Genomic DNA, 25,209 nt, shown 5'->3' with positions numbered 1-25,209 from the left:
GAGGGCAATGAGGTGGAAGCGGGAAGCTGGAGGCTGGAAGTTATTATGAGCAAAGTTTCAGTATGGGTATGATAATGGGGTAAAAATGTTAATTAAAATACAGTTCAAACTCTTCTTAAGGCTTTCATAACTTCCAGCTTCCTTACTGAAAAATTATCTGTAGTTCAGATGTAACCAGAACCATCATTCACAAACTCTTCGTATCTTTGTCATCAATTACAACATTAAAATTTTAAAATAAAGCATGAGAACATACGCAGGAATTCCCGAGGAAAACGCAACGTTAGAGAATTCGAAAGTAATGTTGGTAACTGTTCCTTATGACGGAACTTCAACATGGGGAAAAGGAGCTGATAAAGGTCCTGAATTATTCTTAGACGCTTCTGAAAATATGGAGCTTTATGACATTGAAACACAAACTGAACCTTATCTTCAGGGAGTGTATCTAGCTGGAGAAGTTTCTGAAAATTCTACTCCTGAAGCAATGACAGAAGCTGTTTATCAGAAAACAAAAGAGCTTTTGAATAATGAAGGGAAAGTATTCACTTTATTTGGTGGTGAGCACTCTGTTTCTATCGGTTCTATCCGTGCAGTAGGAGAAAAATTTGAAAACCTTACCGTTCTTCAATTGGATGCTCACACAGATTTACGTCCTGAGTTCCACGGTTCTACTTCTAATCACGCTTGTGCTGTGTTTGAAGCTAACCAGAAACATAACTTAGTACAGGTGGGAATCCGTTCTATGGATGCTGAAGAAACTCAGTATTTGCCGGAAGGAAGAGTATTCTTTGCTCACGAGATTGCTAATAACGAAAACTGGGTGAATGATGTATTGGAAAAAGTTTCAGGAAACGTATATATTACGATTGACCTTGATGCCTTTGATCCTTCTATTGCTCCATCTACAGGAACTCCTGAACCGGGTGGATTACAATGGTATCCAACATTAGAATTATTAAGAAAAGTATTTGAAAAATGTAATGTAGTGGCATTTGATATTGTAGAGTTAATGGATTCTCCAATGGCTAAGCCAACCGCTTTCCTTGCGGCTAAATTATATTATAAGATGCTTGCTTATAACGATATTTATAACAACGATAACTAATATTCCGCAAGAATCGGATTTTTTCTGCCGTATATTCTTTGGAAATTTGTGAGGTAAAAACAATACAAAATGTCCACACAGAATCAAATCGATTATAACAGAATTGCTAAAGCGATAGAGTATATCCAGAGCAATTTCAGGCTTCAGCCAAGTTTGGAGGAAGTGGCAGAGAATATTCACTTAAGTCCGGCCCATTTTCAGAAGATCTTTACGGATTGGGCAGGAACAAGTCCGAAAAAATTTTTACAGTTCATCAGTCTTGAACATGCTAAAAATTTATTGAAGGAAGAAAAAGCAAGTATTTTTGATACCGCTTACGAAACCGGACTTTCCAGTACAAGCAGATTACACGATATGTTTGTAAAAATAGAAGGAATGTCTCCGGCAGAATATAAAAACGGGGGAAAAAGTCTTGTCATCAATTATAGTTTTTCAGAGAGTCCGTTTGGAAATATTCTGGTAGCTTCTACAGAAAAAGGAATTTGCTATATGGCTTTTGAAAACGATAAAGAAACAGCATTAGGGAATTTGCAACATAAATTTCCTAATGCTTCTTTTTTTGAAAAACAAGATCAGCTTCAGAAAAACGCATTGTCTATATTCGATAAAGACTGGACAAAGCTCAATACCATTAAACTTCACTTAAAAGGAACCGATTTCCAGTTGAAGGTTTGGGAAAGCCTATTGACAATTCCTATGGGAAAACTGTCTACGTATGGCAATCTTGCAGAAAAAATTGGAAATCCTAAAGCATCAAGAGCTGTAGGAACGGCAATAGGCAGTAATCCTGTGGCATTTCTCATCCCTTGTCACCGTGTTATTCAGTCTACAGGACATCTTGGTGGTTACCGATGGGGAAGTGATAGAAAGCAGATGATTGTGGGTTGGGAAAGTTCACAGCTTTATTCATAAAATATTTTAGACCACAAAGTCACAAAAGTTTTTAGATGCTTAAATTATTTCTAAGTTACTACTAACTGTTTGTGAAGTTCACTAAAGCCCTTGAAAATCTCCGATTTTTACCAATACCTCAGTTAAAGGACTATACATTCCCATCCTCTGGAGGGGTGGCGAAAATTCAAAGAATTTTTGACGGGGTGGTTTTAATACTAACTTCCAGTTATTTCCAAAACATTACGTAATTTGTATTATCAAAACAAAAACAATGCTCAGCCTGTTCGATGAAACACCAGATTATCCTTTAAGTCTCTTACCACATAACGGAACCGTCTTATACTATGGGAAAGTCTTCTCAAAAGAAGAGTCTGATAGGTATTATGACTATCTTTTCAACCAGATTCCATGGGAACATGATGAGGCAGTAATTTTCGGAAAACTGATTCTCACCAAACGAAAAGTGGCCTGGTTTGGAGAAAAAGCATTTGAATATACCTACTCCAACAGAACAAAATATGCAAAACCCTGGACTCCTGAGTTATTGAAATTAAAAGAGAAATGTGAAGAAGTTTCAGATGAAACCTACAATTCCTGTCTGCTCAATTTGTACCATGACGGAAGCGAAGGAATGGCTTATCACAGTGATGGTGAAACCGATTTGAAAAAACATGGAGCCATTGCTTCCATGACCTTCGGAGCCGAAAGAAAATTTTTATTTAAGCATAAAACTACCAAAGAAAAGGTTGAAATATTCCTGGAAAACGGAAGCTTACTGATTATGAAAGGCACAACCCAGGATCACTGGCTTCACAGACTTCCTCCTACAACGAAAGTGAAAACCCCAAGAGTAAACCTTACTTTCAGAACGATTGAAGAATAAAAAGAATCTCGCAGATTACGTAAATCACGCAGATTTATAACACCATCATCTGTGAAAAACTGTGCCATCCGTGGTTAAAAAATACCTCAAAGTTTATTTAATTAATCTAAATAGCCTTGTCAAGGTTTTAAACCTTGACAAGGCTGCATCATCAATAAAATCCGCGAGAGATAAATGACAAAAAAAGCTGTTCATCCGAACAGCTTTTTCAATTTATTTCAATACATCAGCTTCAATAGAGCTATCACCATACACTTTAATAAATGCTTTAGTGTAATCTTCCTTAGAAGCAAAATTCGGATTATCCATAAATTTCTGAGGATTCAAAGCAAAAAGCGGGAACCATGTGCTGCTGATCTGAATCTGGATTTTGTGGCCTTTTTTGAAGGTATGAACCACATCCTGAAGTCTGAAGTTCACTGCTGTTTTCTGGTCAGGAACCAAAGCTTCTCCTTTTTCTTTAGTATTTCTGAATCTCGCAGGCATAATTTCGCTTCTTACCATCTGGTGATAGTTTCCATAAATTACACCGTCTTTCTTTTCTGTGGGTTTGAAATCTTCAGGATAAACATCAATCAGTTTTACTGCAAAGTCTGCGTCTGTAGAAGATGAAGAAATATTAAGTTTTGCCATAATCTCGCCAGCAAAGGCAATATCTTCCGTTAGAACATCCGTTGTAAACGTCAATACATCAGGCCTTCCAACTGCAAATCTTTGATCTTCCGACATATAGTTTTTAGGAGTAAATCCATTGAAGTCTTTTAAATGATCAGAACTTAAAACAGGATTATTAGGATCACTGTAATACTCTGAATACCCTTGTCCTGATGCTTTTTTCAATGTTTTATCAGAAAGATAGAAATTTACTTTCTGAGCATTTTTAGGAGGGTAAGAAGCGAATTCTTTCCATTGTTTTGCTCCGGTGTCATACATTAATGCTTCCGGAAGTCCTGCATCCTCTTTGGTATTTCCTTTCAGATAGTGGCTGAAAAATTTTGTTTCTACGTTTTTCTGGTAATAGGTGGCAATACTGTCTCCAAAATAAGTTTCACTGTGGAAATGTTTACCCTGTTCCTGAGACCATCCACCATGAGAGAAAGGTCCCATTACAATCGTGTTCTTAGCTTTTGGGCTTGTCTTTTCAATTGTTTTGTAGATATTTAAAGGTCCGGCAAGATCTTCTGAATCAAACCAGCCACCAACGGTCATTACCGCATGATTGATATTTTTAAGATGAGGAAGAAGGCCTCTTTTTTGCCAGAATTCATCATAGTTGGTATGATTCATAATTTCTGTCATGAAGAAATTATCTTTATAATATTTTTCATAGCCATCTTTAAGGGTTCCCATATCTCTGTAGAATTTTAGGCCATCCTCAGAAGTTTGCTTGATGAAAGAATCCATATACCATCCTTTCTGTTCCGGTTTTGTTTTCTGAACTCCAAAGACAGGAAATGTTCTGAAATAACCAAGCATAAATCTTCCGTTGTGAAGGAAATCATCATTCCAGAAATCAGAAATCGGAGCTTGTGGAGAAGAAGCAACCAGTGCTGGGTGCTGTGCTAATGTTCCTACAGCGGTATAAAATCCAGGATAAGAAGTTCCGAACTGTCCTGCTTTACCATTGTTATCTTTAACGTTTTTCAAAAGCCATTCGATAGTATCATAGGTGTCTGTACTTTCGTCTACATCTTTCTTTGTTTTACGTTCCACCTGTGGAGTCATATTGGTAAAAGTACCTTCACTCATATATCTTCCACGGACATCCTGATATACAAAAATGTATTTGTCTTTCATCAGGTAGGTGTTAGGACCCACTTTGGTTTTATATTCATTTTCACCGTAAGGAGCAATGCTGTAGCAGGTTCTCTGCATCAGAAACGGATATTTGTTTTTGTTTGAAATATCCTTAGGAATATAAACTGCAGTGAAGAGCTTTACACCATCACGCATGGGAATATAAAACTCCTTTTTGGTAAAGTTATCTTTAACGAAATTGTCTTTTTTTTCCGTATTCTGAGCCTTTCCAAGAATGAAAAGAAGAATGAATACAAGTGAAATATGGGTCTTCATAAGTAAAATTTGGGGCTAATTTAAAAATAAAAATACTTTCACGGTATTTTCTCAGATGAATCTTCCTTTAAAAGTTATTTTGTTTTGATTTTTTACTGTGGGTTGTGGAATTTGTAAAAGGAAGTTTTGTGGAGGAAGAAGGGTAAGATGCAGGTAGAACCACCCCGTCAAAAATTCTTTGAATTTTCGCCACCCCCTCCACTGGAGGGGAATGTTTACGTCTTCAATTGAAATTATGGTGAAAATCGTAGATTTTCGGAAGCTTAAATATACTTCTCAAACATTTAGTAGTCATTTAAAATAACTTTAGTGTCCAAAACTTTTGTAGTTAAAAAAGCGTACAAAAAAGCCGGAAAAATTCCCGGCCATTGATTGAGAGTATATAAAAGTATGGTGTTTATTTTTTTTTCGGTTTTTTACCTGCAAACTTATTAATCTTCATACTAATAGAAAACATGATATAACGTTTTAGAATCAGGTCTTCACGGTCTTCGAAATAAGAATCTGTGATGGTTCTTTTTACACTTTGATTTTGATTTAGAACATCATAGACCTTTATTTTTGCTGTCAGCTGTTTATTGTAGAAGGAATATCCCACACTGGCATTCCAGAAATAGAAATCTTTTTTGAATCCGGGAGCAATATTTGAATTCGTATTGTAGGAAAAATCATTACCTATGAAAAAAGCCTTTTGAAACAGATAATTGGTTACTTCAACCTTTAAAGACTGATTGGTTGTGTTTACTGTATTTACATTATAGTTGGTATAATTTGAAAAGCTATATCCAAGGCTATAGGAAGGTTTTATAGTAAATATATCTTTGATTTCATAATTCAGATTAAGACCCGGATTAAAATTGTAGGCTCTGCTGGTAAATGACTCACCATTGATGAATCCATTATTATAATTGTAATTCATGCTGAACCTTGGAGCGATTCTGAGTTTATGATCATTCCATTTAAATGTTTTGGTAAGCCCCATACCCAAACTAAAGTTTTTATTCCCGCTGATATTACTGTAGGTAATAATCTGCCTGCCGGAACTATCATATTTGGAATAATTGATTACATCATTATTTCTATAAGTAAACGCGGCGGTAATATGATAATTAAGATTTTTGATTATGTTATAACTGTTAAAAGAAAGGCTGGTTTCATTGATCCAGGTGTTTTTAAGATCCGGATTTCCGGTATTTGTAACTAAAGGATCAGATTCATCCTTATAGGGAATAAGCTTTCCGGAATCAGGAATTGTGAAACTGGAAGAGTTGGAGATAATCAACGACTGACGATCCGTAAAAGAATATCGGAAATTGGTTGAATACTTAGGAAGGAGAAAATTTTTCTGAAGATTATACAGTTGCCCGTTAAAAACTGAGTTTACATTCATATCTGAAATATCAACATTTACTGTAGCCCAGAGACCGAATTTCTTTTTGTAGAGATAATAGGATAGCTCAGGAGAAAATTGATTGATTCTTTGATCCATACTGTTGGAAAGACGGGTGTTATATTGAGAATATTGCCCTGTAGCAGGATCAAAATCATTGAAATCTATTATATTTCTGGTTAATTTTGAGTTGTATTGAAGGCTGATACCTATAGTTGCAGAATCTGATATAGGTTCCGTATATCTGGCCATAAAGCTATAGTTATTATCCTGAGAACGGTTCTTTTGTAACTGGTTACGGTTATCGGTACTCATAACGGCATCCTTATAAAATGTATTCAGTGACTGATTGATATTTTCATTGTTAGATTCTGTAATAGAAGTGTTGATCATGGCCATCATTGACCTGTTCTTTTTCTTAAAGTTTTTGAAAAAATTGATATTGGGACTGAAAGTATTGGTCTCGCCTTTGGTTTGAGTATTGTTTTTACTTTCATTCAAAAGTTTATCATCCTTTAATGTTGAAGATATGGATTGCCCTGAACTGAACGTTTCTGATTTTGAAAATGAAGGCGCTATGTAAATGTTAGTTAACGAATCCAGTTTTATTCCTACAGAACTGTTGAAATTATATTGCCTTGATTCATTTTCATTGCTGCTTTCAGAATCGGTTTTTAGAGTAGCATCCGGAAGAAGTGTTGTCTTTGAAGCTTTGGAACGGGTCTCATTGTTAGAATCTGTATATTGCAGGCTGAGGTTGTCTAGATTGGCATCCCTTCCAAGTTTGTCATTATAATTCAGTCCAAAGCTGCTGAACTTTTGTATTCCACCTCCCTGCTGGGCGCTACGTCCCATTGTATCAAAGATCTGATCTCCTGAACTGCTCTTTGAATTGATATTATTGGCGGAAGCCAAAGCACTGATTTTGGTATCTCCTTTAAAATAATTTAAAAAAACATTCCCTTCATACCGTTTATCAGAACCATAACCGGCCAATATTTTTGAAATAAGGCCTTTGTTTTTCTTCTCATCAATATTGAAATTAATGGTAGTATTCTGAGATTTCGGAGCCCTTTTGGTCAGTTCCTCTTCCTTAGTTTTAGTGGTGGTAAATTGGACATTTTTTATGATATCTGCGGGAAGGTTCTGTAGTGCTGTCTTTCCATCCTTATCAAAAAATGGTTTGCCATTCACCATAATCTGGTCTACGGCTTTCCCGTTCACCGTTATTTTTCCGTCATTGCCAATTTCTACTCCCGGAATCTGTTTCAAAAGCTCATCAATTTGACTGTCTGGACGTACTTTAAGGGCAGAAGCATTGAATTCTATGGTGTCATTTTTTATTTTCACCGGAGAAACAGTGATCTTTACCTCATCAAGATTTATTACTTTCTTTTTCTCAAGCTCTATATCGCCCAGGGATAATGACTGCTCAATTTTTTCAAGTGCTTTTGAATAAGAGAATTTTTCAGTATCAATTTTTAAAAAGGAGGGTTCTTTTACCTCATCAGTCTGTAATGAGAATTTTCCTTCCTTATTGGTAGCTGTATAATTGAGAATAGTGGAGTCTTTAGCCTTTAGCAGATATATGGTAGCATTTTCTACAGGTTTTTTTTCCGGATCGGTTACTTTTCCATCAATATGTAGTCTTTGAGCGTATATAATTAGAAAATTACACACCAAAAACACGAATAATAAGATTTTCTTCATTGAGCTTTCCAAAGCGTAAAAATAAAAAAACATCCCAATATAGGGATGTTCCTTGTGAATATTTTAAAAAATATTTTATGCTTTTAAATATCTTGAATAGGCATATCCTTCCTGACCGTCAGCATTTTTTACTTTCCACCAGTCATCAGAAGTCTGCTCAATTAAAGTTACAGCAGAACCTTTTGCAGCTTTACCTACTACGGCAGCTTCAGTAGAAGGCTCCTGTCTGATGTTCAGGTTAGAATCTTCTGTAGCAACAGTAAGAGAAGCTCCTGAAGTAAGACCTGCAACCTGTACATCAATATTGATATCTGAAGCAGAATAAGTAGAATCAATAGCTCCTAAAGCATTCCAAACTGCGTCTTTTGCAGCTGTATTGGAAGCATCTCCGGAAACATATAAAATTCCATCCTGTTCCTGAACCTGTAAGTTTGAAATCCCGGCAGACTGAGCTGCTGAAACTACGCTTGAATATTTATCTTGTAATGTACTCATCTTAATTTAATTATTTTACTGTGTAGTTAAACTTAACTTTACCAACTTTTAAAGCGTCAACAGACTGCTTGATTTTTTTAGCTTGTTCCTGAGAAACGTTTCCTGTAAGGGTAAGCTCGTTATTGATAACTTCAACTTTTACTGTAGGGAAATCTTTTACTGCATCCTGAACTTTTTTCTGAACTACAGGATCTACAGCAGATTTAGTTTCAACAGGTGCCGGAGCTGGAGTTACTTCAACTTTAGACATATCCATTACTTCTTTTACTCCTTTAATTGCTTTTAATTGTGCAATCATAGCGTCTTTAGACTGTTGGTCTGCGAAAGTTCCGCTTAAGTGAGCCACGCCTTCTTTTACTTCAACGGAAGCATTGGGATTAGAAGTTACCACAGTTGTAGCCTGAGTCTGAAGTTCGGCATCAGAAACTTTTTTCTTACAAGAAACTGCCCCGAAAGATACAGCTACAGCTAATGCAGCCATTGCGATAGTTTTTTTCATATTGTATATTTATTAATGTTGTTATACAATCAAATGTAATAATAAAATTTGTACCAAAAGAATAAAAATTCAATAAATGTTTCTTAAATTTTTTACAATATTTTATGAACCAGCGTTTTAATTTTTATGTTTCGAAAACTTAATACGGCCTTAAGGTGATGAGAATAAAATATTCTGCCAATTCAAAAACCATTATATTTGCGCAAATTGAACTATATATATGAAAGGACAGAATAAACTTTTTATAGCAATTATCATCGCGCTTATCCTGGGAGTAGGAATTGGAGGACTTGTACATGTAAAGTATCCGGAAAGCGCAGAACCTTTTTCCAAGAACATAAAATTATTGGGAACGGTTTTCATCAGACTGGTACAGATGATTATTGCACCTTTGGTATTTACTACACTTGTGGTAGGAATTGCTAAAATGAGTGACATCAAAATGATCGGAAGAGTAGGAACAAAAGCAATGCTTTGGTTTATTTCCGCTTCTTTGGTTTCCCTTTTTATCGGGTTGATACTTGTTAACTGGCTGGAGCCGGGACATGTAACCAAACTACCCGTTCAGGACGTTGCTTCAGCAGAAGATCTTTTGAAAAGCAGTAAAAGTTTTTCATTAGAAGATTTTGTAAAGCATATGATTCCTAAAAGTTTATTTGAAGCCTTTGCAACCAATGAAGTATTGCAGATTGTAGTATTTGCGATTATGTTCGGAGTTGCTTTAGCTAATCTAGGAGAAGAATACTCTAAACCGGTAGTAAAGCTTTTTGATATCATGGCTCATGGTATCCTTAAAATGGTAGGATATATCATGTGGTTTGCTCCTCTGGGAGTATTGGGAGCTATTGCTGCTGTGGTAGCTACCAATGGTTTTGAAATCTTTAAAGTATATGCGATCTACCTGAGAGACTTCTTCTTTGCATTGGGTATACTTTGGCTGGTTCTTTTATTGGTAGGGTATTTTATCTTAGGAAACAGACTGTTTGATTTATTAAAGAGAATTAAAGAACCATTATTGATTGCCTTCTCTACAACCAGTTCAGAAGCCGTATTCCCGAAATTGGTAGAAGAACTTGAGAAATTCGGGTGTAACAGCAGAGTAGTATCTTTCATTCTTCCTTTAGGATATTCCTTTAATCTGGATGGTAGTATGATGTATATGACATTTGCTTCGATTTTTATTGCTCAGATTTACGGAGTAGAGATGACCATCGGACAACAAATCACCATGCTTTTAGTACTGATGCTTACCTCAAAAGGAATTGCAGGAGTACCGAGAGCTTCCTTGGTAATTATTGTTGCGACCTGTTCAATGTTTGGAATTCCACCGGAAGGAATTGCATTGATCTTACCAATTGACCACTTCTGTGATATGGGAAGAAGTATGACAAACGTATTAGGAAATACATTGGCTACATCAGCAGTATCGAAATGGGAAGGGCAGCTAACCGAACCTTTAGACAAAATTTAAATAATGAGTTTAATAAACTTATCATCATATAAAAGCCATATTGAAAAATATGGCTTTTCAGTTATTAATGAAGTATTTTCTGATGCAGAGATTGCTCAGATTATCCATGTTCTGGACAATATAGATACTTCAAAAGAGAACTTCAGGAAATCAGAAGACTTATTTGCAATAAGACAGTTTTTAAAAGAAATTCCGGAAGTTAAAGACCTCATCTTTAATGAGAATATCAGGAAAATCATCAATGAAATTTTTGGTGAAAAATATTTTGTAGTGAAAAGTATCTATTTTGATAAGCCGGAAACCTCTAACTGGTATGTTGCTTATCATCAGGATCTCACCATTTCTGTAGATAAAAAACTGGAATTGTCTGGTTTTGGTCCATGGACCACAAAGCAGAACCAGTTTGCTGTACAGCCTCCATTGAATATTTTAGAGAATATTTATACGATTAGAATCCATCTGGATGAGACTGATGAAAATAATGGGGCCTTAAAAGTGATTACTCAATCTCATGTTAAAGGAATTTACAGGCCGGAAACGATAGACTGGAATGTGGAAACCGAAGAAATCTGTAAGGTAGAAAAAGGTGGCGTGATGCTTATGAAACCTCTTACTCTTCATGGATCAAACAGAACTACCAATGGAAAGAAAAGAAGAGTTATTCATATAGAATTTTCTGACATGGAGCTCCCGGAAGTCCTGCAATGGGCAGAAAGAATGAATTGATAAAAAATAAAGCCCTGCGAACTTTTCGAAGGGCTTTATTTTTGGATTGAAAAGCTGAAGTGAACTCTTTTGAATGAACCTTCATCTCCAACTATTCTTATTATTGTACAGAAATTTCATCAACAAAGATATACGTTTCTCTACCGGTTTTCTGATGCCATCCGGGAATTTTCCCAGAATAATAAGCCTTTACTTTAAGATATCTTGCTTCAGTAGGAAGAATTTCAGTAGTAAAGTCTTTGGTCTGAACTTTTTCATCTTTAGGATCAATATCATTTTCGATGGTATCCAGGAGAATAAAATCTTTAGCATTCATAGAGGCATAATATTCCACTTTTTTAGGCATAAGGATCAATGATTTGTTATCCTGAAGGTAGGTGGAGGATATTTGAGTGAGTTGCTGAGGTGACTGAAAATCGATGATAGTTTCAAAATTCTGTCCCAGATATCCCTGCCAGTCTCCTTTTTTCCAGTCTATATCACCTCTGATCCCATCGATTAAAGCAAATTTTCCTGTAGCTGTATATTGAGGATCAACTTTTGAAAGGAGAGTTACTTCCCAATAATTAGGTCTTCTGTTGAAATTTGCTGTGACTATTGGACTTTTTTCTCTTTTCTTTTCTGCATAGGCCTGAACCTGTGTAGTTCTGCTGATGGAGAAAGGCTTCTTGTAAGTTGTGAATTTCTTTTTTTTGTTGACATCATTGGCATCAATGGTCATATAATAGATTTTATCCCCGGGACTCTGTGGAGTGATCTCAACTCTGGTAGAAAAATCAAAGAGTCTGTCTGCTTTAATAACCGGAGAAGCAATATCCTCCTGAAAAGAAGAGATGTGATCTTTAGTTTCTGCTGAAGGATTAGTTTGCTGAGAAGAATTTTGTGCATTAATAATTTGAGTCATCAATAAAGACAATGCAAGCAGCCCTTTTTTCATGTTTTGATATTATGAACGGGTATAAATCAAGTACAGTACCAAATATGAGAAAAGAGGGGGTGAAATTGAGAAAGAGGGAGCTGGAAGCTAGGGAGAGGGAGGCTGGAGGTACTGTCAGGTTAGTAATAACTTGCAGTTTATTGATTGATAAGTTTTGAAAGAAAAGTGGGTTGAAAGCTGGGAGAGGGAAGCTGGAAGTATTTTCAAGTAAGAGATAGCTTGTAGTCTGTTGATTATAATTAATAAGCTTAAAAAACCTTATTAAAAAAAATGTCATTTGTAGTCGGGCTTCAATAACTTCCCATTTCCCACTTCCAGCCTCCAGCTTCCTTTCCTCTTAACATGTAATAAAATTCAATTCCCAATTGTCTTATATAAAACCATGATTATCAAATTACATGAAGAAGATTTTACTTTCAGCAGTTGTTCTGCTACCGGCAGCTCTTTTTTCTCAGACTATTGCAGGGAAGATTACACAAACTGGAAAAGCTGCTTCCTATATTGAAGTGATAGCTATAAAGGATCAGAAAAAGCAGACCGCTATTTCTGATGAAAAAGGAAATTATGCTCTGAAGCTTTCTGAAGACGGAAATTACACTATAAAACTTATTCAGGATGGAAATGAAGTTTCGAATGCATCTGTAACGGTAAAAGGAGATGTGAAGCAGGATTTTTTTATTGATGAGAAAAAAGAAAAGCAGATTGAAGGAGTAACTCTTACTGCCAGAAAAAAGCTGATTGAAAGAAAAGCAGACAGGCTGGTTTTTAATGTGGCGAGTTCAGTTGCTTCTCAGGGAATGGATGGTGCAGATGCACTAGCTACAACACCATTGGTGAAAGTTGATGAGAATGCCGGAGTTTCTATTGCCGGAAAAAGTGGAGTTGCCATTATGATTAATGAACGAATTCTGAACTTGTCTTCAGCCGAACTTGTGACCTATCTTAAAAGTTTGAGATCAGAAAATATAGAAAAAATTGAGGTGATTACAGCGCCGCCTGCAAAATATGAAGCTCAGGGAAACAGTGGTCTCATCAATATTGTGCTGAAGAAAAATCAAAATCTGGGCTGGAATGGAAGTTTTACAACGGGTTTTCAACAACAGACTTATTCAGGATTTTCAAACAGCGTAACCATTAATTATCAAAATGAAAAGCTTCGGTCTTCATTAAAATTAAGACAAAGTAAATACCAAAAACATTCTTTTGAGAATTATAGAATGACCGGAACGGAGGGACTTAAAAGTCATGATGACAGAAAGGATTTTGGAGATGGATTAGGAGCTAATCTAAGTATTGATTATCAGTTAGGAAAGAAGTCCAATATAGGGTTTATCTATGATTATGGAGTGGGGCACTCTAATATGGATATCGAAAACACATCAGATTATTTTCAAAATGATAATTATACCAATACACTCTCTACCTATGCTGAACATAGAGGGAAATCTACCCAGCAGACAATAAGTGCCTATTATGATGTTAAGTTTGGGAAACAGGATAATAAACTAAGTATTACAGGGAACTATTTCTCCAATATTCCCAAGACTATCATTGATTTTACGACAATAGAAAATTCCGGAGATCAGTTTATTGTAAAATCACCATCAGTGGTAGATTATAAAATTTATTCCGGGCAGGCAGATCTTACTTTACCCTATGAGTTTGCTAAAGCAGAAGCTGGGATCAAGTTCACCAATTTTGATAACAATTCAAGTATTTTCTACCAAAATCTGGAGGATGGAAATTATGTGACTGATGTTTTGAAGAGCAATGAGTTTAAGTACAATGAGAAAAACTATGCTGCTTATTTCAGCCTTGAAAAATCCTTTAATGAAAAATGGTCAGCAAAATTGGGACTTCGGTATGAATATTCTACAGTCAATGGAAACTCTCTGACTTCCGGTCAGCAGTCAGAAAGTTCTTATGGTAAATTTTTTCCAACCGCTTATATAAGCTATAAAAGTGATGAAAATAACACATTTAGTGTGAATTATTCGAAAAGGATCAACAGACCTGGCTTCCGTGCAATCAATCCGTATCGTTGGTATATCAATATTAATTCTTATTTCACAGGGAATCCTTTTTTGCAGCCCTCTGTTAATCACAATTTTGAATTTTCTCATGTGTATAAGGGGAAACTGTCAACCACACTTTATTTTCAGAAAACGCTGGATGGGTTTGGGCAATTGGCAAGTCTTTCAGGGGAAAGCAGGACAAGTACTTTTTTTAATTACTATACTCAAAACAGTATAGGAGCTACAATCAATTATTCCGATACATTTTTCAAACGTTGGGAAGCTAATTACTCTGCGGATTTATCTTATACGGATATGAATGTTTTTACAACAGATGCATCTTCTAAAAAAGGATATAGCTATGATTTTGATTTTCAGAATAACCTCTCGTTGAATCAAGGGAAAACCGTTCAGCTGATTTTAAACTATTGGTTCCGCCTTCCTTCCAACTCTGGAAATATTCGTTGGGATTTTGTAGGGAATTTTACTACGGGGGTAAAAATGAATCTGATGGATAAAAACTTGCAGATTAATGTGATTGTTTCAGATATTTTTAAACAGTCAAGAAGTAAAGGAGAGATTTACTATACCACAGGATCTCATTATTTCAATAATTATTATGATGCCAGAAGACTTACTGTATCGGCAACTTATACTTTCGGAAATAAAAAGATAAAAGGAGTAAATCGTAATGTCAACTTTGAAGAAAAGAATAGAGCGAATTAAGTTTGGAAGCTGGGAGCTGGAGGTTGGAAGTACTTTTCCTCTTACGATAACTAATTGACCTTTTATTAATTATTAAAGGTTGGATATTTCAGTTAAACAAAATTTCAGTCGTTAATAAACTATTATAACTTGATTCCCTGCAATTCAAACCTCATCTTCAAATAAAGTATTAAGATATTTCTCCTTATCACTTTCACTTTTTTCTGTTCCCAGGTATTTTTTCCATGCCTGGGACTCATGGTAAACAATGCCCATTTCCCAGACACAGTAAGTAGGAAGATGGGTTTTATTTCTGTCCCAGATCTCAAACTTTCCGGTTCCGTTGTAATAGACGCTTTCCCATAATTCGTTTTCACTTCGCCAGGTACAGACGAGAAGAAGGTAATTTTTTCCACATCGATGCATAATCACAAATCCGAGATCTTCGATATTCTGAAAGTTTTCATTGGCGTTTTCAATACACGTTTTAGCATTTTGGATATCCTGTGAGGAAACTTCAGCAGGATCTTCAGCCAGATCATACCATTTGAATCTTGTTTTTCCTACAGTAAAGATTTCTTTGGGTAATGCATATTTAGATGGGTAAGCCTTAGTTTTCATAGATTTTGTTTTGGTGACAAGTGATCTTTCATGATGAAAAAACGGCATAAACAAAATTTTTAACGATCTGATTTATCACCTGATATTATAGATTTTATTGATTCTAAATTACCAAAAAAAAACGTAAATTTGTAAACAATTTATATTTATATGTTGACGAAAGAAAAGGTTCAGGATTTCCTTAAAGAAATAGAAGTAGACGATTTGGTGAGTAATTTTCAGGTTATGGGTAATGATGTTTATATTGACATGACGGCTCACTCACCTGCAATGCACGAAAAGAAAAAACTGGAAGCTGCTATGAAGCAGGCTTTTGCCAGTGAGTTTGGAGAAGAGGTTCATTTAAAACTTAAAATCGTTTCTCCGGAACCTAGTGAAATTCAGCAAAGTCAGATCAAAGGAAAACAAATTCCTGGAATTCAAAATATTATAGCTATTGCTTCCGGTAAAGGAGGAGTAGGAAAATCTACAGTTTCTGCAAATATGGCAGTTACTTTAGCTAAAATGGGCTTTAAAGTAGGTTTATTGGATGCTGATATCTACGGACCATCAGTTCCTACCATGTTTGATACAGAAGGAGAGAAACCAATTTCTGTGGAAGTTAATGGAAAAAGCCTGATGAAACCTGTTGAAAATTATGGGGTAAAAATGCTTTCTATAGGATATTTCTCCGGAGCTAACCAAGCGGTTGTATGGAGAGGTCCAATGGCTTCAAAAGCATTAAACCAGATGATCAGAGATGCTGCATGGGGTGAATTGGATTTCTTATTAATTGACCTTCCTCCGGGAACAGGTGACATTCATTTATCCATCATTCAGGAAGTACCTGTAACAGGAGCAGTGATTGTAAGTACACCTCAACACGTTGCTTTGGCAGACGTAAGAAAAGGGATTGCGATGTTCCAGATGGAAAGCATCAATATTCCGGTTCTTGGATTAATCGAAAATATGGCGTATTTTACACCGGAAGAACTTCCTGACAATAAATATTATATCTTTGGGAACCAGGGAGCGCAATATCTGGCAGAAGATCTTGGAATTCCGGTATTGGGAGAGATTCCACTGATCCAAAGCATCAGAGAAGCAGGAGATGTAGGAAGACCGGCAGCCCTTCAGGAAGGTTCTAAAATTTCAGAGATCTATACTGAAACAGCAAGAAAAATGGTAGAAAGCCTTGTAGAAAGAAACAAAAGCCTTCCTCCAACAGAAGCTGTGAAGATCTCCACAATGGCAGGATGCTCACCAAAGGCAAAATAATAATAACTTTCAATCAAATTGAAAAAACCGAATTGAACTGAAAAAATATGGAAACAAACATAACGCACGAAGATACAGTAACAAGAGTAATGGAAGCTCTGGAAAGCATCAGACCGTTTTTGAATAAAGATGGTGGTGACATTGAGCTTATTGATGTGAAGGATAATCAGGTTTTTGTAAAACTTCTGGGTAACTGTTCCGGATGCTCGTTGAATTTTTCAACCTTAAAATTAGGAGTGGAAAATACAATCAAACAACATGCTCCGGAAATTGCAAAGGTAATCAACGTAGAATAACACTCTATCTGAGATATTAAAAGACAGGCTTTTGTACAAAGGCCTGTCTTTTTTGTTTCTGTTTAAAAAGGCTTGATAACCATTCATTATCAAGCCTTACACAAATAATCTAAAAATATAATTATGAATTCTGAGTGAGAAATTTCCTATAATTCTCCTCATTTTCAAAATAAGCTACTTCACCTTCATCACTGATCATAACAATATAAGCATCAGCTTTATCCACTGTTTTTCCTGTGTACGGATCAATAGCTTCTCTGGCTGTTTTATCAGATGGAATACGTTTTACACACATTTCACAGCATCCATAGTACATTTTTCCGTTGTGGGGAACTTCAATCTGTTTTTTGCCCATATAGGCATTATTAACCATGCAGACTGTTTCACTGGGAACATGACTGCCTTTTACATATTTTCCGGAGGTTGCAGGTTGAGGTTGAGGTTGCTGTACTGTTGCCGTTTCCGGACTTTTTGTTTTCTCTTTACTACAGGCATATAAAGCTATTGCACTGAAAAGAATTAAAAATGTGTTTCTAATCATTAATTTCATGATAATATTATTTAATTAAACTTCCTTCTGTAATTTCTTCGTTTGCCTTTTTAAGGATTTGATCTCCTTCGGATAACTCTCCAAAAACTTCAATAGTATCATTAAGAACTCTTCCTTTTTTTATCGGAATGAATTTCGCTTTTCCATGCTCTTTTTTAATAATATAAATTCCCATATTACTCTCTACCACAGCAGATCTTGGGATAAAAAATGTAGCTTCTTTATTCTGTAGAGGAATCATGGATTCTGCCATCATAAAAGGCTTTAATTCTCTGGAATGATTGATAAAATCGGCCTCTATTTTTTCTGAACGAAGCTTAAGGTCTAATGATCCTGATTTCCTGGATATTGTAGCTTTAAAATTTTTCTCAGGAATAGCATTGACCCGGAATGAGATGGTATCACCCACATTGAGGTAAGGAACATTAGCTTCAGAGACTGATAAGCTAAGGCGAAGCTTTGAAGTATTCTGAATAACCATTAAAGGTGTTCCTCCCATTGGACCTACATAAGCGCCCAGGTCTACATTTCTTTCTGTAATGATTCCGCTAAAAGGAGCGCGGATAACCAGGTATTGATTGATCTCCTGAAGTTCACGATACGCTGATCTTGCTGCATTCACCTGTGCTTCATCAGAAAGTTTACGGGCGGTGATCTGATCCAGTGCATCTTTTGCAATGGCTCCTTTTGTTTCATTGGCTTTATACATTCTGTTATAACTTGATTTTGTAGAGGCATAGATTGCTTCCTGTGCCTGCCATTTCGCTTTGGCATTAGCAGCCTGAGACTGTATTTCCGGAGCTTCCAAAACTATGAGCACCTGTCCTGCGGTTACATAAGAGCCAATATCAACATTGATCTTTTTTACATAGCTCTGTACTTTGGCAAATAATGCAGTTTCCTGATCAGGAACGAGTTCTCCTGGAAGTTTAAGTTCTACTTTGGGATTGCTTTTTTTAATAGCTACAGTCTCCATACTAGCCATCATCATGGGTTTAGCTTCTTGTTGAGGTGTTGTTTTTTCGTTGCTGCATGAAGCCGGAATAATCATAAGAGTTAGGATAGCAGCGGTATATAATAGGGTTTTCATTGAGTATAAAAATTATGGGTTGGAATTAGAATAATGAATACTTTCTTCATCTTCAGGATCTAAGGAAGGAGAGATAATGCTGGCATTTTTTTGAATCCATCCAAAAACAAGAGGAAGAATAATTAAAACAGAAAATGTTGAAAAAATAAGTCCTCCGATCACCGCACGACCTAACGGAGATACCTGATCACCACCTTCTCCGAAACCGATAGCCATTGGTAACATTCCGGCGGCCATAGCCAGAGTAGTCATAATAATGGGGCGGATACGAAGTTTGGCAGCTTCAATGCCGGCATCCAATGCATTTCCAGTCGATTTTCGGAGGGTTTCAGCATTGCTTATCAATAGAACAGCATTGGCAATAGAAACTCCAACAGACATAATTAATCCCATGTAAGACTGAAGGTTCAGTGTAGAACCTGTAAGCTTTAGTAATGTCAATGATCCTACAATGACAAAAGGAACCGTTGTTAAAATAACCAATGAAACACGGAACGACTGAAAAGTAGCGGCAAGCATCAGGAAAATTACTGCAGCTGCGATAAGAAGTCCGGAAGAAAGACTACTCATGGTTTCATTCAACACAGGAGCCATTCCGGAAACTTCAATATTAACTCCTTTTGGAAGCTCACCAAGAGACTCAATAGCTTTCTGTACATCTTTGGAAGCCTGTTCAAGGTCTGTCTTATGGATATTAGCCATAACCGTTGTATAGCCCATCGTTCCCAAATTGTAACTTTCTCCCAATTCTTTTGCAGAAGTTATAGAAGCCACATCACCCAAAACAGGTCTGTCTGAATTTTTGGATAATGGAATATTGGCAAGTTCCTCTTTGCTGTTAAGAATATTCTGAGGAGTCTGTACCTGTACATCATAGGCGATTCCCATCATTCCTCCTACCCAGAAGTTTTTATTGGTATAACGAGTAGAAGCTGTGGCAGTCACCAGTGACTTGGCAATATCCTGTGCATCCAGACCTAACTGAGCTGCTTTTATCCTGTTTATATTGATCTGCAATGCAGGATAGTTCATAGATTGAGGGATTTGCTGATCGCGCATGTATTCAATTTCTTTTATTTTGGTTAAAAGTTTTTCTGCATACATCCGGTTCATCTTTTTCATCATTCCTGAGATTCTTATTTCTACCGGATTATTCGTTCCCTGGCTTAGAATTTTTTCGGTAAGCTCAATAGGCTCAAAGGAAATCTGAATATCAGGCATTTTTTCTTTGTAATACTTTCGTAATTCATCTTTGAGTTCATCAGAATTTCCTTTAAATTCTTTTAAAGCAACCTGCATTAAAGCTTCATGCGGACCTGCATTATAAAGATAAATAGGGCTTACCGCGAATGTAGAGGGGTGCTGTCCGATAAATACGGAAGAAATGGCAATATTGTCTTTCCCAACTTTATTTTTAAGATGTTCCAAAAACTTTTTAATCTTAAGTTCTGTAACTTCAATACGGGTTCCCTCCGCTGCTTTTATACGTACCTGAAACTGCCTGGAATTAACAGAAGGCAATACATCTTTCCCTGTGATTTGATAAAGTCCGATTCCTATTCCTAAGATTACTGCAAGACTTACACTTACAATGATTTTCCTACGCTGCATCAGAGAAGATAGCAAGCCTGTGAAACGATCACGGAAACGGCTGAACCAATCAGGTTTGTGATTTTCACACGTCTTAGGATCGTGCTTCATGATCCAGTTGGCCATTACCGGAACAAAAGTTTGAGATAATATAAAAGATACAATCATCGAAAAACCTATTGCCATGGCTAAAGGCATAAATAAAGATCCGGGAATACCAGTCATCATAAATGCCGGAGCAAATACGGCAAGAATACAAAGCATGATAAGCAGTTTTGGAAATGCAATCTCTTTACAGGCATCCCAAATAGCCTGTGCACGGGTTTTTCCCATGGCAAAATGCTGGTGGATATTTTCGATAGTAACGGTACTTTCATCCACTAATATTCCTATCGCGAGAGCAAGCCCGGATAAAGACATAATATTAATAGACTGTCCGAATAATTTAAGGAATAATACTCCGGAAATAATTGAAATCGGAATGGTCATAATAACAATCAATGCAGCTCTGCGGTCATTAAGGAAAAGCATTACCATCAATCCAGTAAGCAAAGCTCCCAAAATGCCTTCAACAGCTAAGCTTTTCAAGGCATTTGAAATATAAACTGACTGATCGAATTCATAGGAAATTTCCACATCATCCGGCATATTCCGCTGGATTTTAGGTAAGGATTCCTTCAGTTTATTCACTACTTCCAATGTAGATGCATTGCTGGCTTTTGCAATATTGATGTATACGGAACGTTTTCCGTCTATCAGGGCATATCCGGTGGCGATATCCGCTCCATCTTTAACAGTAGCCACATCTTTGACGTAAACATTGTCTGCCGTACCTTTAAACAGAGGAATATCCCCGAGTTCTTCAACCTTTTTTACTGTATTGTTGGTAGGGGTCAGATAATTGGTTTCCCCTATATAAACATTTCCTGATGGGGAAGTAATATTATTTCTGCTAATGGCTTCTACAATCTGTTCCGGTGACAATTGATGCGCACGTAGTTTGATAGGATCTACATTCACCTCAATTGTACGCGGACTTCCTCCAAACGGTGGAGCAGTGGTAAGCCCGGGAATGGCAATAAGAAAAGGACGGGCATTAAAATTGGCAATATCCTGTAACTCATTATTGGTTTTTGTAGTACTCCTGAACACAAGCTGTCCTACAGGTTGTGATGAAGAATCAAAACGGATAATAAAAGGAGGTGGTGCACCTGGCGGTAAAAATACCTGTGAACGGGTAGAAAGCGCATTGATCTGTGCAATAGCTTCCCCCATATTGGTACCTTCATAGAAATTAACTTTCATGAGGGTGAGTCCCTGGGTATTTTTAGATTCAATACTTTTAATACCATTGGTAAATAAAAGCATATTCACATACATTTTGGTAAAATATCCTTCCATCTGTTGTGGAGTATACCCATTAAAGGAGTGGGCAACATATACTACGGGAAGATTCATTTCGGGAAGAATATCTACTTTTACTTCTTTGGCAGCTTTGATTCCGAAAAACAACAGCCCCAATACCAATACCATTACAGATATTGGCCTGCGTAATGCAAACTTTATAAGATTCATGTTTAAATTTTTAAGTTAATGGGTAATTGCTTTTGTAATCATCGATATGTCTCCCGTAGAAGCAGCGATTAAGACAACAGCCTGCCAGGAATTATTCTGAGCAATTTCATAATTAATTTCAGCCCGGTTCAGCAGATATAATGCCTGAGTAAAATCAACAATCGTGTTTAATCCATTCTCATACAAAGCTTTTTGTTGATTGAATGCATCTGTAGCAGCTTGTAATTGTATTTTGGACTCAGTTATTTTTGATAAGGCATTTTTATATTTCAGTTCCGAAAGGTTCTGCTGATTATAAAGTTCCTGCTGTAATTGCTGGTAATCAAGATCCAAGGTTTTGGTGATCAGTTTCTGCTCATTGACTCTGGTATTATTTCTGTAAAAATCTGTAAGATTCCAACTGAGATTAAGGCCAACAATATAATTCATCCGATCTACCCCAACTCCTTTTAGATATGATTGAGAATAAGCTGAATTGTCCTGAACGTAATTCCATCCAAAGTTTGATCCTCGTCCCTGAAATGCTCCGAAAAATGAAAGAGAAGGCAGCCCGGCAGTATTTAAATGCGCTTCCTGCTGTTTACTTTTATTAATTTTCTGGGCAATAAAAAGAGTGGTTGGATGATTGGTAATAGATGCGGTTTCCTCAATTAAAGAAGGCGTATTCTTACTGAAATAATGATCCAGTTGATAATCAGCAAAATTTTCTGCTAATAGGTCCGATAATTTTTTATTGTATTCCAGGACATGATCGTTAGCATTGATGATGGCAGTCTGGGCATTTGACATTTCTGCTTTTGCCAAGGATGCGTCCACTTCAGGGATTAGCCCACTGTTAGCTCTCGCCTGAGCAATAGAATAAATAACTTCTGAACGCTTATGATTTTCGTGCTGTACATTCTCAAGCCTTTGGCTGACCAGAAGATTGAAATAGGCGGCAGCTGTTTTTACCTGATGCTGAAAGATTTCCTGTTTCAGATCAGCTTTTTGAATCTCCGTATCAGCGGATTCTACATTTTCTTTGGTTTTAAGCTTCCCAAATGTGTATACATTCCAATTGATATTGGTTAAATATAAGCTGCCGAAACCTGAGTTCCAGTTTTGCGATGCCAGGGGCATAGAAGTAGAAGCGATGCCTGAACCGCCCATATTGTACATCGGTCCATTTTGAGCATTGATAGTTCCGAAGCTCTGCTGAGCTATTAAGGTAACTTCCGGAAGATAGTATGTTTTTTGCAGTTTAAGCCTTTCATGTGAGGCCTGTATATTGATCTCTTTCTTTTGAATAGACTGGTAATTTTTTTCGGCCCTGAGAAGTACGTCCTCCAGACTCGTCAACTGAGCAAAGGACAGCGCAGGGCAGCTCAGCCATAAGATGAGTGCTCTGAATGATAAATTCATAGAATATTTTTAGAATTAAAATTGAAAAATAATTGTCCCGATAGGGATCATGATATGATTCAATCTATTCTAAATTCTATAAACGCAGTGAAGAATGAAAAGGGAAGGGTAATTGAGATGGTATTTTGAAGGATCAAAATAAAAAGTATGGTTTTCCGGATCAACAGGTAGTGAAAGATCGAATACAGCTCCCAGATTATAGTAGGGAATAGATGCTGATAAGAATTTAACCGGAGAATTTTTGTAAGAATGAGGAAGATTATCTTCTTTGCAGATTTTTTTTACTTCCAGTTTACAACATGTACTATGATTTTTTTCTTTATTGGCACTGCATTTCGGACAGTCTAAATCAGAGAGTTTTTTCAGGCCTACGTGTACTTCACTTGCATTTCCTTTACATACGTGCTTACTGGTCGTAAATCCTGAAGAAACTACAATGTACAGAAGAATAAACAGTATGTGAAAGACTCTTTTCATTTCGCGGGATAAAATTAAAATGAATATGAGTCTTGATGTTATAGAATTATGGAAGAAGTTTATACTTTAAAGGATTTTTTGTTTTTTATGAAATTAATTTAGTGAAACCTTTACATTGTAATCTTTAAAAATTTCAAGAATTTCTGTGAATTTAGACTTGAATAGTTTTTTACTTGTTCGATGATTTATCCAAATTAATTCTGAAACGGATTCTACACCAAAATCACCACGAAGACAGTCATATAATGAAGCTAAATTACGACCGAAATATCCTCCAGGTCCATGAATTTCCTCTCCTAAGGTACAGAGAAAACTATCCAGATTATGAAATTCATTTCCATCAATCTGAATGGTAATATTTGTCTTTGGTGTGTTATTATTACTGTTGTTTAAAGCACATACAAGCCATCCCTGCAGTTCATCTTTTTTGAATGTTTTCCAAATGCTTTTTTTGGTGATCTCATTATTAATTTTCATATTCAAAGCTTTTTGAAAGCCTTTCGGATGTTGCCATACATGACCAAGAAAAGTGATATTATTATGTTTGGATTTGATGATCTTGATATTACTTACAAAAGTACGTGCTACAATATTTTTATGTTCATCCAATACAGATATGTAACCATGGTTATCATAAGTTTTTGAAGAACTTTCTATAGCAGATTTAAAACTGGCTACATCATTAACATTGGCGAGTCTTACCTTTCTATATGCAATGGTATGAGCTCCTTCAATATTGTTTATTCTACCTATAAAGCTAATGATTTTAGAGTTTTCACCCTGATCTAATTCAAATCCAAACATATAATTTATACTGATCGTTTTATTGTTTCACCACCTTATTTCCTACTCCGGTAAGAGAGGCATTAGGCTTTCCTGATTTTGTTCCTGAAGTTCTATAGTACACTGTATTGTTACCACCTTCTATAGCAACATTGTCTACTTTATCAATGTATATTTTATTACCTGTTCCCGAAACTGAAATCTTTCTTGCACTTCCTTTAACCGTTACTGTATTATCGCCTCCTGAAACCTCAACATTTCCACCATTAAGACTATAATTAAGGGTATGGCCTACACCGTCTACCTGTATTGTTTTCCCATTAGACTGTTCCACTCCTTTCGTGGATTCTGTTTTTCTGGATTGAGAAAATGCTGTTCCTGTTCCTAGTAGCAGAAAGGCTAAAATGCCTGCTGTTTTAATACTTTTCATATTGAATTTGGTTTTTGTTGTGGGTAAATATAAGTACAAAATAATTTTCTCATAGTTAATCAAAAGTTAAATGATATCTTTTTTTGAGGATGACGTGAGTCTATTTTAAAAGTGGAATAGAATACTTTTTTTACTATTAATTTAAATCCAAAGATTTTATTTAGTGAAGAATCCTTGTCAAGGTTTTAAACCTTGACAAGGATATTAGATGTTTTTAACTTCAAGTTGACATCATT

At 36.2% G+C, this 25,209-nt stretch carries 21 protein-coding genes; 8 read left to right on the top strand and 13 right to left on the bottom strand.

All coding sequences use genetic code 11. The annotated features are described in order from the left end of the window. Positions 1–244 precede the first annotated feature (244 nt). The 3 genes from speB (at position 245) to M2372_RS05000 (ending at position 2,882) form a co-directional block, all read left to right on the top strand. A complete protein-coding gene (gene speB, locus M2372_RS05010) occupies positions 245–1,105 on the top strand; it encodes an agmatinase (protein ID WP_123318108.1) in 861 nt (286 codons plus the stop codon). 69 nt (positions 1,106–1,174) lie between these two features. Then, positions 1,175–2,017 (top strand): methylated-DNA--[protein]-cysteine S-methyltransferase, encoded by an 843-nt coding sequence (locus M2372_RS05005; protein ID WP_115969240.1) that lies wholly within the window; start codon positions 1,175–1,177, stop codon positions 2,015–2,017. Between the two features lie 253 nt (positions 2,018–2,270). After that, positions 2,271–2,882: an alpha-ketoglutarate-dependent dioxygenase AlkB gene (locus M2372_RS05000; RefSeq protein ID WP_123318109.1), complete on the top strand. Its 612-nt coding sequence runs from the start codon at positions 2,271–2,273 to the stop codon at positions 2,880–2,882. A gap of 213 nt (positions 2,883–3,095) precedes the next feature. On the opposite strand, the gene M2372_RS04995 is transcribed toward M2372_RS05000, so the two are convergent. The 4 genes from M2372_RS04995 to M2372_RS04980 form a co-directional block, all read right to left on the bottom strand. After that, on the bottom strand, positions 3,096–4,955 hold the full coding sequence (locus M2372_RS04995) for a CocE/NonD family hydrolase (RefSeq protein ID WP_123318110.1): 1,860 nt from the start codon (positions 4,953–4,955) through the stop codon (positions 3,096–3,098). A 397-nt stretch (positions 4,956–5,352) separates the two neighbouring features. Next, a complete protein-coding gene (locus M2372_RS04990) occupies positions 5,353–8,055 on the bottom strand; it encodes an outer membrane beta-barrel protein (protein ID WP_123319061.1) in 2,703 nt (900 codons plus the stop codon). A gap of 75 nt (positions 8,056–8,130) precedes the next feature. After that, complete coding sequence (locus M2372_RS04985; RefSeq protein ID WP_115969248.1) at positions 8,131–8,550, bottom strand: SH3 domain-containing protein; 420 nt, start codon at positions 8,548–8,550, stop codon at positions 8,131–8,133. A 10-nt stretch (positions 8,551–8,560) separates the two neighbouring features. Then, positions 8,561–9,049 carry a BON domain-containing protein gene (locus M2372_RS04980; RefSeq protein WP_115969250.1) on the bottom strand — a complete coding sequence of 163 codons (489 nt, stop codon included), beginning with the start codon at positions 9,047–9,049 and terminating at the stop codon, positions 8,561–8,563. Between the two features lie 220 nt (positions 9,050–9,269). Here M2372_RS04980 and M2372_RS04975 point away from each other — a divergent pair, with 220 nt between their 5' ends. Beyond that, positions 9,270–10,520 (top strand): dicarboxylate/amino acid:cation symporter, encoded by a 1,251-nt coding sequence (locus tag M2372_RS04975; RefSeq protein WP_115969252.1) that lies wholly within the window; start codon positions 9,270–9,272, stop codon positions 10,518–10,520. 3 nt (positions 10,521–10,523) lie between these two features. Next, entirely contained in the window at positions 10,524–11,246 is a 723-nt protein-coding gene (locus M2372_RS04970) for a phytanoyl-CoA dioxygenase family protein (protein ID WP_123318111.1), read from the top strand. Positions 11,247–11,346: 100 nt separating this feature from the next. Here the strand turns inward: M2372_RS04970 and M2372_RS04965 are convergent, their stop codons facing one another. Beyond that, positions 11,347–12,183 (bottom strand): discoidin domain-containing protein, encoded by an 837-nt coding sequence (locus tag M2372_RS04965; RefSeq protein ID WP_123318112.1) that lies wholly within the window; start codon positions 12,181–12,183, stop codon positions 11,347–11,349. Between the two features lie 398 nt (positions 12,184–12,581). Between M2372_RS04965 and M2372_RS04960 the strand changes: the two genes are divergently transcribed. Continuing rightward, positions 12,582–14,924 carry an outer membrane beta-barrel family protein gene (locus tag M2372_RS04960; RefSeq protein ID WP_123318114.1) on the top strand — a complete coding sequence of 781 codons (2,343 nt, stop codon included), beginning with the start codon at positions 12,582–12,584 and terminating at the stop codon, positions 14,922–14,924. A 144-nt stretch (positions 14,925–15,068) separates the two neighbouring features. On the opposite strand, the gene M2372_RS04955 is transcribed toward M2372_RS04960, so the two are convergent. After that, positions 15,069–15,524 (bottom strand): hypothetical protein, encoded by a 456-nt coding sequence (locus tag M2372_RS04955; protein ID WP_123319062.1) that lies wholly within the window; start codon positions 15,522–15,524, stop codon positions 15,069–15,071. Between the two features lie 150 nt (positions 15,525–15,674). Between M2372_RS04955 and M2372_RS04950 the strand changes: the two genes are divergently transcribed. After that, entirely contained in the window at positions 15,675–16,781 is a 1,107-nt protein-coding gene (locus tag M2372_RS04950) for an Mrp/NBP35 family ATP-binding protein (protein ID WP_123318115.1), read from the top strand. Between the two features lie 47 nt (positions 16,782–16,828). Next, positions 16,829–17,077, top strand: coding sequence for a NifU family protein (locus M2372_RS04945; RefSeq protein WP_115969269.1), 249 nt, complete (start codon positions 16,829–16,831; stop codon positions 17,075–17,077). 121 nt (positions 17,078–17,198) lie between these two features. Here the strand turns inward: M2372_RS04945 and M2372_RS04940 are convergent, their stop codons facing one another. The 7 genes from M2372_RS04940 to M2372_RS04910 all read right to left on the bottom strand — a co-directional run bounded on the left by M2372_RS04940 (position 17,199) and on the right by M2372_RS04910 (position 24,973). Beyond that, a complete protein-coding gene (locus tag M2372_RS04940; protein WP_123318116.1) occupies positions 17,199–17,627 on the bottom strand; it encodes a hypothetical protein in 429 nt (142 codons plus the stop codon). Between the two features lie 7 nt (positions 17,628–17,634). Beyond that, on the bottom strand, positions 17,635–18,717 hold the full coding sequence (locus M2372_RS04935) for an efflux RND transporter periplasmic adaptor subunit (protein ID WP_123318117.1): 1,083 nt from the start codon (positions 18,715–18,717) through the stop codon (positions 17,635–17,637). A 12-nt stretch (positions 18,718–18,729) separates the two neighbouring features. Then, positions 18,730–21,882, bottom strand: a complete 3,153-nt coding sequence (locus M2372_RS04930) for an efflux RND transporter permease subunit (RefSeq protein ID WP_123318118.1) — start codon at positions 21,880–21,882, stop codon at positions 18,730–18,732. A gap of 15 nt (positions 21,883–21,897) precedes the next feature. After that, entirely contained in the window at positions 21,898–23,283 is a 1,386-nt protein-coding gene (locus M2372_RS04925; protein WP_123318119.1) for a TolC family protein, read from the bottom strand. 69 nt (positions 23,284–23,352) lie between these two features. Continuing rightward, complete coding sequence (locus M2372_RS04920; protein WP_115969283.1) at positions 23,353–23,760, bottom strand: HYC_CC_PP family protein; 408 nt, start codon at positions 23,758–23,760, stop codon at positions 23,353–23,355. Between the two features lie 93 nt (positions 23,761–23,853). After that, positions 23,854–24,564 (bottom strand): barstar family protein, encoded by a 711-nt coding sequence (locus tag M2372_RS04915; RefSeq protein WP_228455620.1) that lies wholly within the window; start codon positions 24,562–24,564, stop codon positions 23,854–23,856. A gap of 19 nt (positions 24,565–24,583) precedes the next feature. Further along, positions 24,584–24,973, bottom strand: coding sequence for a DUF3060 domain-containing protein (locus M2372_RS04910; protein ID WP_123318120.1), 390 nt, complete (start codon positions 24,971–24,973; stop codon positions 24,584–24,586). Positions 24,974–25,209 lie beyond the last annotated feature (236 nt).

It is taken from the genome of Chryseobacterium sp. BIGb0232 (genome assembly GCF_024810195.1).
GTDB lineage: Bacteria > Bacteroidota > Bacteroidia > Flavobacteriales > Weeksellaceae > Chryseobacterium > Chryseobacterium pennae.
This window is presented reverse-complemented; position numbering and strand designations above follow the sequence as displayed.

Bases quoted from the DNA above. Each gene is read 5' to 3' on its own strand.
- M2372_RS04960 (WP_123318114.1), top strand. From the start codon at position 12,582: ATGAAGAAGATTTTACTTTCAGCAGTTGTTCTGCTACCGGCAGCTCTT.
- M2372_RS04910 (WP_123318120.1), bottom strand. From the start codon at position 24,973: ATGAAAAGTATTAAAACAGCAGGCATTTTAGCCTTTCTGCTACTAGGA.
- M2372_RS04970 (WP_123318111.1), top strand. From the start codon at position 10,524: ATGAGTTTAATAAACTTATCATCATATAAAAGCCATATTGAAAAATAT.
- M2372_RS04990 (WP_123319061.1), bottom strand. From the start codon at position 8,055: ATGAAGAAAATCTTATTATTCGTGTTTTTGGTGTGTAATTTTCTAATT.
- speB (WP_123318108.1), top strand. From the start codon at position 245: ATGAGAACATACGCAGGAATTCCCGAGGAAAACGCAACGTTAGAGAAT.
- M2372_RS04950 (WP_123318115.1), top strand. From the start codon at position 15,675: ATGTTGACGAAAGAAAAGGTTCAGGATTTCCTTAAAGAAATAGAAGTA.
- M2372_RS04980 (WP_115969250.1), bottom strand. From the start codon at position 9,049: ATGAAAAAAACTATCGCAATGGCTGCATTAGCTGTAGCTGTATCTTTC.
- M2372_RS04955 (WP_123319062.1), bottom strand. From the start codon at position 15,524: ATGAAAACTAAGGCTTACCCATCTAAATATGCATTACCCAAAGAAATC.
- M2372_RS04920 (WP_115969283.1), bottom strand. From the start codon at position 23,760: ATGAAAAGAGTCTTTCACATACTGTTTATTCTTCTGTACATTGTAGTT.
- M2372_RS04915 (WP_228455620.1), bottom strand. From the start codon at position 24,564: ATGTTTGGATTTGAATTAGATCAGGGTGAAAACTCTAAAATCATTAGC.
- M2372_RS04935 (WP_123318117.1), bottom strand. From the start codon at position 18,717: ATGAAAACCCTATTATATACCGCTGCTATCCTAACTCTTATGATTATT.
- M2372_RS04925 (WP_123318119.1), bottom strand. From the start codon at position 23,283: ATGAATTTATCATTCAGAGCACTCATCTTATGGCTGAGCTGCCCTGCG.
- M2372_RS04940 (WP_123318116.1), bottom strand. From the start codon at position 17,627: ATGAAATTAATGATTAGAAACACATTTTTAATTCTTTTCAGTGCAATA.
- M2372_RS04995 (WP_123318110.1), bottom strand. From the start codon at position 4,955: ATGAAGACCCATATTTCACTTGTATTCATTCTTCTTTTCATTCTTGGA.
- M2372_RS04975 (WP_115969252.1), top strand. From the start codon at position 9,270: ATGAAAGGACAGAATAAACTTTTTATAGCAATTATCATCGCGCTTATC.
- M2372_RS04930 (WP_123318118.1), bottom strand. From the start codon at position 21,882: ATGAATCTTATAAAGTTTGCATTACGCAGGCCAATATCTGTAATGGTA.
- M2372_RS04985 (WP_115969248.1), bottom strand. From the start codon at position 8,550: ATGAGTACATTACAAGATAAATATTCAAGCGTAGTTTCAGCAGCTCAG.
- M2372_RS04945 (WP_115969269.1), top strand. From the start codon at position 16,829: ATGGAAACAAACATAACGCACGAAGATACAGTAACAAGAGTAATGGAA.
- M2372_RS05005 (WP_115969240.1), top strand. From the start codon at position 1,175: ATGTCCACACAGAATCAAATCGATTATAACAGAATTGCTAAAGCGATA.
- M2372_RS05000 (WP_123318109.1), top strand. From the start codon at position 2,271: ATGCTCAGCCTGTTCGATGAAACACCAGATTATCCTTTAAGTCTCTTA.
- M2372_RS04965 (WP_123318112.1), bottom strand. From the start codon at position 12,183: ATGAAAAAAGGGCTGCTTGCATTGTCTTTATTGATGACTCAAATTATT.